Here is a 14,707-nt window from a genome sequence, read left to right as displayed (position 1 = left end):
GGCCTAGAGCGCCAGCTCGAACCAGACGATCTTGCCCTTGGGGGTGCGGCGGCTGCCCCAGCGCTCGGCCAGCAGGGAGACCAGCTGGAGGCCGCGGCCGCCCTCGTCGGTCTCCTGGGCGCGGCGCTGGCGGGGCTGGGCGTAGGCGTCGTCCCAGACCTCGCAGACCATGGTCTTGTCGCGCAGCAGGCGCAGCCGGATCTCGCCGCGGCCGTGCCGCAGCGCGTTGGTGACCAGCTCGCTGACCAGCAGCTCGGAGGTGTCGACCAGTTCGTCCAGGCCGCGTTCCAGCAGCCAGCCGCAGGCGGCCTCGCGGGCCTTGGCGACCGAGGTCGGCTCGGAGGGGAACCGCCAGTCGCCGACCGAGCCCTTGGGCAGGGCCTTGACCTTGGCCATCAGCAGGGCGATGTCGTCCTCGCCGTGGTGCGGGTTGAGCTCGTCCAGCACCTGGTCGCAGAGTTCCTCGATCTGCTCCGACCCGGCGGCCAGGGCGGCCCGGAAGGCGTCGATGCCCTCGTCGAGCTGGTGCTTGCGGGACTCCACCAGGCCGTCGGTGTAGAGGGCCAGCACGGCGCCCTCCGGCAGGTCGACGGTGACCTCCTCGAACGGCTCGCCGCCGACGCCGAGCGGCAGGCCGGGCGGCACGGTGATGGTGCGGGCGCCCTGGCCGGGGGCGAGCAGGACCGGCGGGAGGTGGCCGGCGTTGGCGAAGGTGCAGCGCTGCTTGACGGCGTCGTAGACGGCGTAGACGCAGGTGGCGAGGTAGACCTCGGCGCTGGAGCGGTCCGGGTCCTCGTCGTTGCCGAGGCCGCGGGCGATCTCGTCGAGGGCGGAGAGCACCTCTTCGGGGTCGAGGTCGAGCATCGCCAGGGTGCGTACGGCGGTGCGGAGTTGGCCCATCGCGACGGCGGCGCGCAGGCCGCGGCCCATCACGTCGCCGATCACCAGGGCGGTGCGGCTGCCGGGCAGCGGGATGACGTCGAACCAGTCGCCGCCGACCTCGGTGTTGTTGTTGCTGGGCAGGTAGCGGCGGGCGATCTCCAGGCCGGAGGCGGCCGGGTTGCCGGGGGGCAGCAGGCTGCGCTGGAGGATCAGCGCGCGCTCGTGCTCGCGGCGGTAGAGCCGGGCGTTGTCGACGCAGACGGCGGCGCGGGCGACCAGCTCCTCGGCGATCGCCACCTCGCGGGCGTCGAACGGCTCGCTGCCGATCGCCCGGGAGAGCTGGACCAGGCCGAGCACCTGGTCGCGGGCGACCAGCGGCACTACCAGGGTGGAGCGCAGCAGCGGGTCGGGCCCGGGCTGCGGGACGACGCTGCGGCCGGTGCGCAGGGCGCGGGCGTGCGGGGAGCGCGGCGGGTAGCAGAGCGTGCCGCCGGCCTCGGCGACCCGGACGCCGCCGCGCTCGCTGCCGAGCACGGACGGGGCGTTGCCGACCACGCTGGAGACGGCGACCCGGCGCAGTTCGCCGCTCTCCGGGTTGGCGCTGAGCGGGGCGGAGTCGCCGGTGAGCAGCGCGGTGTACAGGTCGACGGTGGCGACGTCGCAGAACTGCGGGACGATCACGTCGAGCAGTTCCTTGGCGGTGGTCTCCAGGTCGAGGGTGGAGCCGATGTGGGTGGACGCCTCGTTCAGCAGGGCGAGGCTGCGGCGCACGCCGGCCGCCTCGCGCTCGGCGATGTGCCGGCTGGTGACGTCCTGGACCTGGCCGGCCACGCCGATCGGGCGGCCGCCGGCGGCGGTGAGCCGGTACAGCGAGACGGCCCAGGTGCGCTGGTCCTCGTCGCGGCCGGCGCTGGGGCGGGCGGCCCGGACCGGGCCGGACAGCCGCAGGTCGAGGACGGGCTCCTGGCCGGTGAGGACCTTGCGCAGGGCGAGCAGCAGCCGGTCCGCGTCGGAGGGGCGGAACACGTCGCCGGGGGCGAGGCCCTGCAGGGCGGCGGGGCTGCGGCCGACGCCGGCCGCGAAGGCGGCGTTGACCCGCTGCAGCTTGAGGTCGGTGTCGAACAGGAAGAACCCGGTGGGGGTCTGGCCGATGACCGCCTCGGAGGCGGCCAGGTCGGTCTCGATGGCGCGCAGCCGACCGAGGTCGACGGCCAGGCAGGTGGCGGAGCCGTCGGCGCTGGCGGGCATCGCGTAGACCTCGGCGAGGCTCTCGGCGCCGGCCTGGTCCCGGTAGGGGGCGGTGCCGACCCACTCCTCGCCGGACAGGATGCGCTCCAGCCGGGCGCGGCCGCGCTGCCACAGCTCGCGCGGGATGAACGCGGTGATCGGGTCGGCGCCGACCGCCTCGGCGGCGGGGACGCCGAAGAACTCGGCGGCCCGGTCGCTCCACTGCGCGATCCGCCCGTCCGGGCCGATCGCGAAGGTCGCGACCCTGATGTAGTCGTAGATGGTGCCCGAGGAGCCCTGGCCCCAGCCGAGCGGCAGCGGCACGGGGGTCGTCGGGGCACCCGGCTGCTCCGGCACCGCGGCATGACTGCCGCTGCCGTGCGTCACGTTCCGTGCCGGGAAGCTGTTCAACGGACCGACCCGTCGAAAATCGTCTTTGCCCAGCAGGTTACCACCCGCTCTACCGGCTCCACCGTGCCGCGCCGATGCTGCTGTGCCACCGTTGGCCACCACCTTCGCCGATCGCCCTGTGCGCGATGCTACTGGGCGCACCTGATCAATGGGAGGGAGTAGGCCCGCCGACTCAAAGCCGTGACCCTCCCTTGCCGTGCACTTCTGGAGTCGTACGAACGTGCGCCCAATTGCGGACGTCTGACCGTCGAAGGCCCCGTGAAGCAGCTTGCCCCGCCCTGGCGTTCATGACAGCACTGGTTGCGGTGTGTTGCACCGCTTGCCGATGGGTAGTGGTGCCCCGCGCAAGCACCCGCAACAGGCTCGACACGGGAGGTAGTTGTGAGCCTAGAGTTCATCGGAATCGATCCCAACACGGAGAAGGACGGCTCTCCTACGGTGTGGGTCGAGGAGGGAACGGCTGACCTCATCCTCCAGGGCGAGACGGCGGACGCGCTCTTGGCGGCCGAGGTGGGCGGCCGGAGTTGGAGCCCCGGCCACTCCGTGGGGATTCCCGACCACGAGTCGGTCATCCGGATTCCGGCACGCATGGTGTCGATCATTAGAAAGGCGTGCGATGTCGCAGAACGCAGGGCAGCCGGTGGTACCGAGCTTCGATGACCTGCTGGCCGCCGCTCAGCGGTCGGCCGTGCACTTGGAGATGCGGGACTCCTACAACGTCGGCGGCGAGTCGTCCGGCTTCCGCCGCTGGCAGCAGACGGGCGAGCGGGACAACGACCCGAACTCGGACTACTGGCGGCCCTGGGTCGAGCAGATCCGGGCGACCGTTGACCGTGGCGTGGTGATCCGCCGGGCCCGGATCGTGTCGGAGCCCGTGACCGAGTACATCCGCTACGAGCACGGCGGCACCGTGGTCAACCTCGCGTCCGGCGAGCAGGTTCGTTGGCTGCCGAGGCGTTCGGCATCGGATCTGGCTCTTCCGGGCAACGACTTCTGGGTCTTCGACGGAGAGACGGTCGTCTTCAACCACTTCACCGGTGACGGGGATTGGGCCGACCCTCCGAAGGAACTCCGGACCGAACCCGCTGTCGCCAAACTGTGCACGGACGCCTTCGAAGCAGTTTGGGACCGCGCCATCCCGCACGACCAGTACCACGTCTGACCCACGCAACTACGAACACCGGACAGCCAGTTCATGTCTCCATCACCCCCGTCCACCAGCGCCCAGGCAGCTCGGAAGGCGCTCGCGGATCGACTCAAGGGCATCCGGAAGGACGCGGGGATCAACGGACGCGAGCTGTCTGTCCGGTGCGGTTGGCACCCTTCCAAGACCTCGCGCATCCAGGACGGGCAAGCCGCGCCCTCCGAAGCCGATATCAGGGCATGGTGCGCCGCGTGCGGTGCCGCCGATCAGGTGGACGACCTGATCTCCGCGTCCAGAGCCGTCGAGTCCATGTACGTGGAGTGGAGGAGGCTTCGCACTGCCGGCCTCCGCAACCTCCAGCACTCGTACGCAAAGCTGTACGAGGAGACCAGAGCGTTCCGCTTCTACACCTCGGACGTGATCCCCGGGGTTCTCCAGACGGCCCCCTACGCGACAGCGATCATGTCCCGTTTCGCCGACGCGAGTCGGACACCTGACGACATGGAACGGGCCATCGCCACCAAGATGGAGCGGGCGCAGGTGATCCACACCGGCGATCACCGCTTCGCGTTCGTCGTCGAGGAGTCCGTGCTGCGCTACCGGCTCGGAGACACGGAAGCCATGGCAGGCCAACTCGGGCACCTGCTGGCCGTCATCTCCCTTCCCCGCGTCAGCCTGGGGATCATCCCGTTCACCGCCGAGCGCAGCATGTGGCCCGTTGAGTCCTTCCGGGTCTACGACGACCGACGGGTACAGGTCGAACTGGTCACCGCAGCCGTGAACGTGACGACCCCCTCCGAGGTACACGAATACGTGCGGACGTTCACGGACTTGCAGGCACACGCGGTCTACGGCCGTGAAGCCCGCGCTCTGATCACGGCGGCCATAGAGGCGCTGGGCTGATCCGGCCGCAACTACTCGCAACTTTCTTGAGCCCATCTGTCCGCGCTTCCTACCTTCGAATCATTGATTAGGAGCAGACGGCGGGAGTCGGTCATGTCTGTCGGAGTAGAGGGTCCTTCGGTCCGTTCGGCTGGTCGGGTCATGCGGTACGAGGTGGTGAAGGCAGCCGGGTCGTATGTCCTCAGGGACCTGTTCCTGGGCGAGTTCTGCTGCCTACCGGATGAATCCGGCCGACTGGTGCTTCTGACGTTCCAGGACGCCTATCACGGGCGTCTGTGGCTGATGCAGGCGGACACGCGTCGGGCGTACGCGGCGAGCGTGACCAGGATCAGGGCGCAGAACGGCGAGAAGCCGCGGGCCGAGGACGTGCCGTTGCTGGCCTTCGACCTGTACTTGCCCCGGGGCGACCGTGGGTGAGGTTCCGGCCGGCCTCTGGCGGGAGGACGGAAGCGGCGGGGCCGTACGGGGCCGCGCGTCCGGGGCGGGCCTGCTCGACGCGGGGACGGTGTGGGGCGTGTCGGTGGCGGCAACGGTGGTGCTGGTCGCCGTTCTGCTGGCTGCCCTGTGCGGGGGTTGAACGGTGGCCGACGGGGCTGCTGAACGTCGGATGCAGGAGCGGGCGTTCGAGGTCGCTTCCCGGTTGGCCGGGGCGTCCGGTGGCGAAGTGATGATCGTCGGACTGGCGGAAGGCATCCGGCTGAACCTGGAAGTGCCCGAGAGCGGAGCGGACCACCAGGCCGTCGCGGAGGCGCTGACGGAGGGCGACCGGTACGGCCACCGGCGGCGGGGCGGCCGGGACCACGTCTGGTGCGAGTTCGACCTGACCCCGAAGCCTCGCCCCGTTCCGGCCGTCCGCCCAGCTGTGCGCGAAGCGTTGCCGCTTAAGGACCTCCCGCCGCTGCGCGTCTTCCGGTTCGACGGGTTGGAGGTGCATGGCGGGCCGGAGATGGCGGTCAACGTGCCGGGCTGCGTGGCGATCCGGGCCGCTGGGCGTCCGAGCGAGGTGGTGGTGCTGTCCACGGCGGAGTGGGAGGCGTTGAAGGCCGCGATCAGGGCGGGGAAGTTCGAAGCCGGGACTGTGCCGTGCGACGCGTAGTCGGTGGAACCAACGAAAGAAGCCCCGGCCCATGGGCCGGGGCTTCTTTGCTTCGAACGTCAGAGCAGGGAGAGGAACGGGTTCGCTGTCGCGGACGGCTGCGGACGCACCGAGGGCGCAGGGACGGGCATCGGGTTCGCAGGTGTGGCCGGGCGGTAGGTGTCGATGCGGACGACCGTGGCAGGCCGGTCGTGGTCGTGCCGGGTTCGCGGTCGGCTGGGCGGAGCGGGACGGGAAGCGTCGTCGGTGAGGGTGTAGACGGTGGCGGGTCGGCCGAGGCCGGAGCGGTCGAGTACGACTCGCACTCCGGGCAGTGCTTTGACCTCTTCGGCGGTGGCGCCGACGAACGGCAGCAGTTCGGAGGACCGTGCCCGGCCGCCATGCATCTCGATGCGGGCCCGGACCTTCTCTGCCAGGGTCGGTACCCGGCGGGCGGGCTTGGCACTCTCCGCGCCGCCGGTGATCTCGACCGCGCAGCGGACGCTGTGGCGTACCAGGGAGAACGCGGCGGACAGCCGGGCGTGGGTGATGCTCTCGGACTGTTCGGAGGCTGCGAGACAGGCCGCCACCCGGATGGTCTGCTCGGCGGTGCGCTCGACGTAGACGGCCTGGGTTTCGGGGAGCGTCTCGGAGATGATCCGGGCGTAGCGGCGGATGGTCTTCCATAGCTGCTGGGCGTCGTCGGCGAGGTGGGTCACCCGGTCGCGGGCGGTGGCCCAGGCGTAGGCGTCGGCGAGGTCCCAGCCGTCCACCTCGGGGAGGGTGGCGCTGTCGTCGTCCAGCATCGGCACCGACCGCAGGGTGAAGGGCATGATCCGGTTGTAGGAGCCTCCGGCGGCTTCCGTCGCGCCGACGTACTTGGTCCAGTCGGAGGGGGTGATGTGGGTGTGCATCACGACGGCAGGGTCTTCGACGGCCTGAGCCCCCTCCTTCGTGGTGTTGCGGAGCGCGGCACCGTCCCAGGCACTCCGCAGCTTGGCCGTAAACGACGGGTCACGCCTCACTCGGCGCAGCACTTCGGACCACTCCTCTTCGATGACCAGGGCCCGCACGTCCCGTCCGGCCTCGGTCTCATCGGTGGCCTCGGCCTGTTCGGCCAGGTAGTTGACCAGGGACGCGCCGGAGGTGATGCCGGAGGTGGTGTTGACCTCCAGGAACCGGCCGATGGCCGGGCGCACGATGTGCTGAGCGGCCCGCAGCGCGGTGCCCTTGCCCTTGCCCGTACCGCCCACCAGGGCCGACCACACCAGGGCGGGACGGGAGTTGCCCCGGCTGGACACGGTGACCTTCTGTCCGATGGCCGCTGACCACATGCTCAGCGCTGCCACGTAGACGCCGATCGGGTCGCACTCCACGTACGGGCTGACCTCCTGTACGGCCTGTCCGATGGGGCCGTACAACGTGATCTCGTTCAACTGCCTGTCTCCTGGGCTTGGTTGAGACAGGGGGCCGCCCTGATCGCGGCCACCCTGGTTACATGCGAGGTCTTGAGCGGCTTTCAGGCGGCCTGCTGGTCGTCCCTGGTCGCTACGCGATAGGCGTGCCGAACTGACCCGGAGATGGGGCCCTTGGCGCTCACGGTGAGGCCCTGAGCAGCCGCCCACTCCCGGATGGCCTGGGCCTCGGACTTGGGCGTAGAACGCTCCGACCGGATGGCCTGAGCGTCCTTGCGAACCGGCTCGGGAAGCGGGTCACCGCCCTTGAACTCTCCGGCGCACACGGCGTCACGGAACGCCCCGGGCCGGGTCGCGTCGAAGCAGGGGATGCCGAACTCAACTGCGTCTTGCAGCTTCTTCGTTGCCCGCTCCGCACCCTCACCGCAGATGATCAGGACGGTACTGGCATCGGCACGCCCCACCACCTCATAGCCCAGGTTGCGGACCGCCTCCCTGGCGTCGTCCCACTCGTAACCAGGGATCTCCCCGGACACCAGCACAGTGGGTCGGTCCTCCGGCTCGGCCTCGGCCATGTCCTCTTCGCTGTCGTCCTGGTCGTCCTGCACTACAACGGTGTCAGCGGCCTCTGGCTCCCCAGCAACGGTGCCGTGCTCGGCCGGTGCGCCGAGGGCATCCAACAGGTACCGGCTGAAGACAGCGGCGTGTTCTGTGCACAGGTCCCATGCGCGACCGGCGAGAGTCAGGGACTCCACTGCTGCCACTTTGCTGCCATCCCGAGCTATGTGCGCATCGCAGAAGACACGCTCAACAGGCACCATCACAGTCGTGCGCATGGGTTTCTTCGTTCCTTAGAGGAGTGAGTTCCAGTGGTTCAGCCGGAGCCTTGCTACTTACGGCTGCGATTCGCGCCCACCGGCCCGACCGGCGAACACCTAGATCATCCCATCCAAAACCCGCCCGAGAGCCATGGGTGTCATCACGACTGCATTTCTTCTAGGTAACTACATGATAAATGTAACTGGGGGTAATGATTGGTAATTCCCTGTCAGGACCCACCGGGGGTGCCTTCCTCGCACCGTGTACGGGTTTCAAATTTTCACAAGTTCATGACGCGCGTAGGGCCTCCCTTCTACTACTGGCCAGCCGGTTGGAGGCTGCCGAGGCCGAGACTGCCGGGGTGCAAATAAAAAAAGGGCCCCGCCGAGTGGCGGGGCCCATATTCGTTCCTACTGTCAGGCAGGCCACTCGACGGCGGCCTTGAAGATCCCCTTGCTGGGAACGGTCTCGTCGTACGTTCGGTCCGGCTTGGCGGTGTCCAGGCCAGGGTACCTAACGACCTTTCCACCGTAGAGGTGAAGCGTGTCGATGAAATTGGCCCGGTACTTCTCGCTGATTCCCTGGCGGAATCCGTTCAGTTGCGAGGCGAACGTGGCGAACTCGGAGTGCCCGGCCACGATGTCTGCGCCCTGGGGCATGGCCGTGGTGGACAGGACCGTGAATCCCGCCAGGCGCGCTACGACGCCGTTCGCAGTTGCCCCGGCCTGACCGTAGGCCCCGGCGTTTGCAATGGCGGGATGCTCGACCAGGTACCGCTTCACGCGGGGCGAGACGACCACGTATCGGCCGTCAGGGATGTCGTGGTCGTCCAGGGCCAGCATCATGTCCAGAACGGTGCTGTAGAGCGCCTGAGGGGCGCTCCCGGCAGTGACCTTGACATTGGGCATGGGAGTGGCGGCGGAGGCGATGACGCGGCTCATGAAGGTGTCAGCCTCCCGGGCCAGGGCGCGCACCATCTGCCGGTTGATCGGGGTGTCCATGGCCCCGGCCACCTGAATGCGCTCAATGTCTTCCACCAACAGCTGTAGATATTTCGCTTCGGTGATTTCGAGCTTCTGCTCGACCGTCTCCGGGCGCTGGGCCGTCATGCCGTCCGGCAGCTTGTAGTCGCCAACGGTCGGGGTCGACAGGCTGTTTATGTGAACAGTGTCGCCCTGCTTCTTGATCTCCCCCTCGTACTTCCGGTTGGCGACGATATCCGATGCCCATACGAGCAGAGGATCGAACTGTTCGATAAGTGCGGAATCCCAGATTTCGGGAATGAAGGTTGTAGTGCCGGGGCTCTGGTAAGTGTAGGTCATAGGGCCTCTTTCTGCTTATCGGTTGCGGGTGCAATGGGGCTTCATGTGCTAGTAGGCGAATCCGCCCTGGCGGCCCAGGCCGAGGCCCTGGGCGTACTTAGGCTCCTTGGGTGGGGCGAAAATCTCAACGACCTTGGCCACGACATCGGCCCGGACCGTTCCGTCTGCGTTGCAAATCTTCGAATAATCGAGGTACTGAAGGTACTTGTCCGGAACGCGAGTGCCGAGCAGCTCGGCCGCAGTCCGGATCTCAATGATGGCCAGCTTGATGGCGTAGGACCGGAAAAGTTCGGCACGCATCGCCTCGGCGTTGTTCGCGGTATCGGTCATGATGTGCATTCCTTTCAGCGCATGCGGGCGTCGAGGGAGACAGGAGGACGAGAGGGGAAACCACCGCGATGGCGGCCAGCGCCTACGAGCTGGGCGAACTCCGGTTCGCTGCTAGCGCGAGCTGCGGACAGGAGAACGTCAATGGCCTCCTGAAAGGGCTGGCCGCCCTCTCCAAGGAGCTTCGACGGGTCAATGAGATCCATCAGGCCAGCCGGAATCTCTACGCCCGCCTGGGCTGCCTGAAGCCTCACCTCGGCCTGGGCCAGTCGAACGGCGAACTCACGACGAACTTCCTCTCGGATGGCCTCGGTCAGATCGGGAGCCTGTGGTGCCTCAGCGGCTCCCTGGCCCGTGGCTTCAGTCTTGTTCTCGGTCAGGGTGGACCTCCGGTAGAAGTAAATGAACCCCGGCAAGCTGCGAGGCCGGGGCAGAGGGCGACTAACTAACTCTCACTATGGATGTATGTGTCGGCGGGGCCTTGAACGGACGGGCCGACAGGGAAGTGTGAGGTGGGCCTCTCTTTCGGTCGAGGCATCCAATTTCTGACCGAGTGACACATACATCTTTTATGTGGGGGGTTGTATATGCCCCCCACGAGACTCCTGTTCCGGCCGCCCGCAAAGCGGCCGAGACCAGTTCTGGAGAGGATCTGTGCCCGCCCTTCAAAGGGGCGGCTTCAGGGTTCATGGGGAGAGGTAGTGACCCCGGCTCAGCTGCCGACGCATACGCAGGTACTGCGCGCCTTGGTAACCCTTCCAAACAAACAGAAAGCCCCCGAGGTGACTCGGGGGCCCCTGCATGTGAAGTTACCTGTCACTTACTAATCATGATTGGCTGTCAGTACTCACCTTCGAGGACCCAACGGCCCCGGAGATCCGCACTGCCAGGTCCTCCGGCCACTCGGCACGGATGGTGACTCCCACTTCGTTCGGGTCGATCTCCAGGAAATCCAGGGGACCGACCACAGGCTCAGTCACCTTACTGATCGTGATGCGGACACCCAGGTTCCGGAGGAAGTCACCCCGGGCTGTCGGGTCCAGGTTGGCAGCGAACCATGCGATGAAGCTCTTGCCAGTCCCGGTCTCCTCCCAGCGCCCCGGAATCACCGGCTCGGCCTCCAGCTTCGCCAGCGTCTCCGAGTGCTGCCCCATCGTGGCGGTGATCGCTTCAACCTGGGCCTTGGAGGTTGCAGCGGCGATGGCCCAGGTCAGGCGTTCGATGCCTTCGCGGAGGGTCTTGATCTGCTCCGTGTGATCCACACCCGGCACATAGGTCCGGTTCATGATCTCCAGATGCCCGACCTTGTCCATCACGAGCACGAACACCACCCGTTCGAAGTACTCGGCCGGGAAGCTGTTCTTCCGGTCGCACTTACGGCACCGGTAATAGAGCGGGGCCTTCCCGTTGCGCGTCTTCCCCTGACTGCGGTTGTAGGCACCCCCACACTCACAGAACACGATGCCGTGCAGAGGAGCCGAGGTGCGCTTGGTGGTCACCTTGCGGCTCCTCTTGTCCAGCGCCTTCTGAAGGGCTTCGAACTGGGAGTCCGTGAGAACCGGGTCCGCCCACAGGGACGGCATGCCGTTCGGCCCCATGATCGTCTGTCCCTTGTGAACCGCGTGCCCGAGCAGGACCGGATTGCGCAGGGCCGCCTTGAGGTTCTGCTGGTTCCAGAGGTTGTTGCGCAGTTCGGTCTTGACGCCTTCCCGGCCCTCGGCGGCATTGCAGTGCCGCTGGTAGTCGGAGGCCGACATGACGTTGCGCTGGTTCCAGTCCCGCACGACGGCGGAGACGGTCCACTTCTGGCTGACGATCCGGTCGTACGCCTCCAGGACCAGCTTGGACGTCACTGGGTCCGGCGTGAGCTTCCACCGGGAGCCTTCCGGCGTCTCGACGCGGACGGCTCGGTACCCGAAGGGCCAGACCCCGCCCGGCCAGTAGCCCATGGCTCGGAAGTGCTCCGTCTGGTTGCGGCGCTTCTTCGAGACGGCCTCTCGGTAGTCGGAAGCCAGACCGGCCTTGACGTTGGCCATCATGCGCCCCCGCGAGGTGGTGAGGTCGAACCCTGGATCGTCCAGGATGATGACGGTCTTGTCGTGCTCCAGCACCCATCCGACGAACGCCGACCAGTGCAGGTCGTTCCGGCTGATCCGGTCCTGTTCCGTCACCATGAGCGCGTCCCAGGAGTGGATCAGGGGTTCCTTGAGCCACTTGCCGAGGGACTTCCGGTCCCAGAGGTTCACCGCTCCCGAAACGGTCGCATCCTCCACCCACTCGACCAGGGTGTGGCCGCCCGTCACGATCGCCCGGCTCAACTCGGCGTGCTGCCGTTCCAGGGCGGACGACGTCTCAGTGTCGCGGCTGATCCGCTTCACCGGCAGAACTCGCATTGCTCGGCCTCCAGGTAGGTGGTCCCTACCGGTCCGAGCTGGTGGTGCTACGCGGCCGGTCGGGACCGGGGCCGGTGGTGATGGGCAACCACCCTAACCGACCCCTCCAACCCGCGCCCATCCGGTGTCGAGAAGACCGAGTATTCGATGTCCGAGTATTCATCATTCGGGCACGGGCGCACACGCCCTTCAACGTCACAACATCGAATCGGGTAGTTGAACCTCCGAGTTCGCGAGTTCGAACCAGACGACTTTGCCCAGCCCTTCGGCCCTGGTGCCCCAGCGCAGGGCGAGCCTGCGGACCAGTTCGAGGCCGCGCCCGCCCTCGTCGCCGGCCCCGGCGTGGCGCTCCCGGGGCGGGTCGGGCAGCGGGTCGGAGATCTCCACCAGGAGCAGTTCGCCGAGGGTCAGCCGGACGCCGATCGGGGCGCTGGCGTACCGGACGGCGTTGGTGACCAGTTCGCTGACCAGCAGTTCCGCGGTGTCGGTGAGCTCCTCGGCGCCCCAGTCGGAGAGCGTGCCGCGGACCAGTCGGCGGGCCCGGGAGACCGCGGTCGGTTCGGCGGGCAGCGTCCAGCCGGCGGTGGGCACGTCGGCCCGGCCCTGGCCGAGCCGGGCCAGCAGCAGGGCCACGTCGTCGGGCTCGCGGCCCTGTTCCATGGTGTCGAGGACGGCCTCGCACGCCTGCTGGATCGAGGCGTACGGCTGTTCGAGCACGCTGATCAACCTCCCCAGTCCCACGTCCAGGTCCTTGTCCCGGGACTCCACCAGCCCGTCGGTGCACAGGGCGAGCAGGCTGCCGTCCGGGATCCGCATCTCGATGGACTCGAACGGCACCCCGCCGACGCCGAGCGGCGCCCCGGAGGGCAGGTCGAGCACCTGGCCGGCGCCGCCGGACAGCGGGCCGCCGGAGCGGGCCGGTTCGGCGTCGGCGCCGGGCACCACCAGGACCGGCGGGATGTGGCCGGCCTTGGTGACGGTCAGGCTGCGCCGGGCGGGGTCGAAGACCGCGTAGACGCAGGTGGCGAGCAGCGCCTCGTCGGGGCCCTGGGCGAGGTCGTCGGCGAGCTCGTGGACGTGCCGCAGGACGACCTCGGGGGCCAGGTCGAGGGCGGCCAGCACCCGGACGGCGGTGCGCAGCCGCCCCATCGTGGCGGCGGCCCGCAGGCCGTGGCCCATCACGTCGCCGACCACCAGGGCGGTGCGGTCGCCGGGCAGCGGGATGACGTCGAACCAGTCGCCGCCGACCTCGGTGCCGCTGGAGCCGGGCACGTACCGGTAGGCGACCTCGACGCCGGTGGGCTGCGGGACCTGCTGGGGCAGCAGGGTGCGCTGCAGGGTGAGCGCGGCGGTGCGCTCGCGGGCGTAGAGCCGGGCGTTGTCGAGGGAGCTGCCGGCCCGGTCGGCGAGCTCGACGGTGAAGGCGAGGTCGTCGCGGTCGAAGCCCTCGCGGTAGCCGGCCCGGCTGACCACCAGCAGGCCGATCACGATGCCGCGGGCCCGCAGCGGGACCACCAGCCGGGAGTGGACGCCGAGCTCGCGGGCGGCCTCGACCTTGGGGTCGCCGGCGAAGGACAGCTCCTCGGCGTCGTTGCCGCCGGAGAGCAGCTCGGGGACGCCGCTGCGCAGGACCCGGCCGAAGACGGACTCCTCGTCGAAGGTGATCCGGGCGCCGTGCCGCAGCATGGTCTCCACCGCGGGGCCCTGCTGGATCGCGGCGACGCCCAGCTGCAGCAGCGAGGTGTGCCGGTCGTGGCCGTGCCGGGGCAGGTCGTCGCCGTGCGCGACGGCCTGCAGCAGGATCACCCCGGCGTAGTCGGCGAGCCGCGGGACGACCGCGCCGGCCAGCTCCTGGGCGATCATCGAGGCGTCCAGCAGGTCGCCGACCCGGGAGCCGAACTCGTTGAGCAGCGACAGCCGGCGCCGGGCGCCCTCGACCTTGGCGACCGCCCGGTAGCGCTCGGTGACGTCCATCACCGTGCCGGAGATGCCCAGCACCCGGCCGGAGCGGTCGGTCATCCGGCTGTAGGAGATCGACCGGTAGCCGGAGCGGGCGGTGGACGGGGAGGCCAGCGTGACGTCGATGACCGGCTCCCCGGTGGCGAGCACCTGGCGCTGGACGGCGGTGATCTCGTCGGCGGAGCGCTCGGGCAGCGTCTCGCCGGTGGTGCGGCCGATGTGCTCCTCGGCGGGCAGGCCGTTCATCTCGGCCAGGGTGCGGTTGACCGCGGTGTAGCGCAGGTCGGTGTCCAGGACGGCGATGCCGAGCGGGGACTGCTCGAACAGCGCGTCGCGGACCGCGAGGTCCCGCTCGACGGCGCGCAGCGCGGCGGCCTCGGTGAGCGCGGCCTGCACGTACGGGGCGCCGTCGCCGTCGACCAGCAGCGAGAGCCGGGCCTCCACCTCGACCGGCAGGCCGTCCCGGTCGGAGATCTGGGTGAAGCCGTGCCAGGAGCCGCGGCGCAGCGTCTCCTGGAGGGCGGCGCGGGTGCGCCGCACCTGCTCCGGGTCGGGGATCAGCTCGTCGACGGCGCGGCCGACCAGCACCTCGCTGGGCCAGCCGAGCATCTCCTCGGCGGCGGGGCTCCACAGCACCACCCGGCCCGAGGTGTCGAGGATGACGATGGCCACCCGGACCACGTCCAGCAGGCTGCCGCCCTCGGTGCGGCGGCTGGGGTGCAGGGCGGTGGGGCCGCCGTCGGCGCGGCTGCCGGGGCGCTGCTCGGTCGTGCCGGGGAAGGCCCGGGCGGGACGGCCGCGGGCGGAGGTCGGCGCGCCGCCCGGGGCGG

At 69.0% G+C, this 14,707-nt stretch carries 12 protein-coding genes; 5 read left to right on the top strand and 7 right to left on the bottom strand.

Annotation, left to right across the window (positions count from 1 at the left end; all coding sequences use genetic code 11):
- Positions 1 to 3: 3 nt before the first annotated feature.
- Positions 4 to 2,466 carry a SpoIIE family protein phosphatase gene (locus ACWEO5_RS08800; protein WP_452161479.1) on the bottom strand — a complete coding sequence of 821 codons (2,463 nt, stop codon included), beginning with the start codon at positions 2,464 to 2,466 and terminating at the stop codon, positions 4 to 6.
- A gap of 435 nt (positions 2,467 to 2,901) precedes the next feature.
- On the opposite strand from ACWEO5_RS08800, the gene ACWEO5_RS08795 reads away from it, so the two are divergent.
- The 5 genes from ACWEO5_RS08795 (at position 2,902) to ACWEO5_RS08775 (ending at position 5,663) form a co-directional block, all read left to right on the top strand.
- Positions 2,902 to 3,180 (top strand): hypothetical protein, encoded by a 279-nt coding sequence (locus ACWEO5_RS08795; protein ID WP_452161477.1) that lies wholly within the window; start codon positions 2,902 to 2,904, stop codon positions 3,178 to 3,180.
- Positions 3,137 to 3,682 (top strand): DUF6879 family protein, encoded by a 546-nt coding sequence (locus tag ACWEO5_RS08790; protein WP_452161475.1) that lies wholly within the window; start codon positions 3,137 to 3,139, stop codon positions 3,680 to 3,682. Before ACWEO5_RS08795 ends, ACWEO5_RS08790 begins: the two co-directional genes overlap by 44 nt.
- A gap of 33 nt (positions 3,683 to 3,715) precedes the next feature.
- On the top strand, positions 3,716 to 4,567 hold the full coding sequence (locus ACWEO5_RS08785) for a helix-turn-helix domain-containing protein (protein ID WP_452161472.1): 852 nt from the start codon (positions 3,716 to 3,718) through the stop codon (positions 4,565 to 4,567).
- Positions 4,568 to 4,708: 141 nt separating this feature from the next.
- The gene (locus tag ACWEO5_RS08780; RefSeq protein ID WP_452161468.1) at positions 4,709 to 4,984 is read left to right on the top strand and encodes a hypothetical protein; all 276 of its coding nucleotides are present in this window, start codon (positions 4,709 to 4,711) and stop codon (positions 4,982 to 4,984) included.
- 163 nt (positions 4,985 to 5,147) lie between these two features.
- Positions 5,148 to 5,663 carry a hypothetical protein gene (locus ACWEO5_RS08775; protein WP_452161466.1) on the top strand — a complete coding sequence of 172 codons (516 nt, stop codon included), beginning with the start codon at positions 5,148 to 5,150 and terminating at the stop codon, positions 5,661 to 5,663.
- Between the two features lie 59 nt (positions 5,664 to 5,722).
- On the opposite strand, the gene ACWEO5_RS08770 is transcribed toward ACWEO5_RS08775, so the two are convergent.
- The 6 genes from ACWEO5_RS08770 to ACWEO5_RS08745 all read right to left on the bottom strand — a co-directional run.
- Positions 5,723 to 7,078 carry a DUF3987 domain-containing protein gene (locus ACWEO5_RS08770; protein WP_452161464.1) on the bottom strand — a complete coding sequence of 452 codons (1,356 nt, stop codon included), beginning with the start codon at positions 7,076 to 7,078 and terminating at the stop codon, positions 5,723 to 5,725.
- An 83-nt stretch (positions 7,079 to 7,161) separates the two neighbouring features.
- Positions 7,162 to 7,893, bottom strand: coding sequence for an Lsr2 family DNA-binding protein (locus ACWEO5_RS08765; protein WP_452161462.1), 732 nt, complete (start codon positions 7,891 to 7,893; stop codon positions 7,162 to 7,164).
- A 399-nt stretch (positions 7,894 to 8,292) separates the two neighbouring features.
- Complete coding sequence (locus ACWEO5_RS08760) at positions 8,293 to 9,198, bottom strand: phage major capsid protein (RefSeq protein WP_452161460.1); 906 nt, start codon at positions 9,196 to 9,198, stop codon at positions 8,293 to 8,295.
- A 48-nt stretch (positions 9,199 to 9,246) separates the two neighbouring features.
- On the bottom strand, positions 9,247 to 9,528 hold the full coding sequence (locus ACWEO5_RS08755) for a hypothetical protein (RefSeq protein ID WP_452161458.1): 282 nt from the start codon (positions 9,526 to 9,528) through the stop codon (positions 9,247 to 9,249).
- 824 nt (positions 9,529 to 10,352) lie between these two features.
- The gene (locus ACWEO5_RS08750; protein ID WP_452161456.1) at positions 10,353 to 11,918 is read right to left on the bottom strand and encodes a recombinase family protein; all 1,566 of its coding nucleotides are present in this window, start codon (positions 11,916 to 11,918) and stop codon (positions 10,353 to 10,355) included.
- Between the two features lie 195 nt (positions 11,919 to 12,113).
- On the bottom strand, positions 12,114 to 14,707 hold a 2,594-nt coding region (locus tag ACWEO5_RS08745; RefSeq protein ID WP_452161454.1), incomplete at its 5' end, for a SpoIIE family protein phosphatase.

The organism is Kitasatospora sp. NPDC004272 (assembly GCF_053603035.1).
The sequence above is the reverse complement of the archived record's forward strand: the minus strand, read 5'-3'. Positions and strand labels throughout refer to the sequence as shown.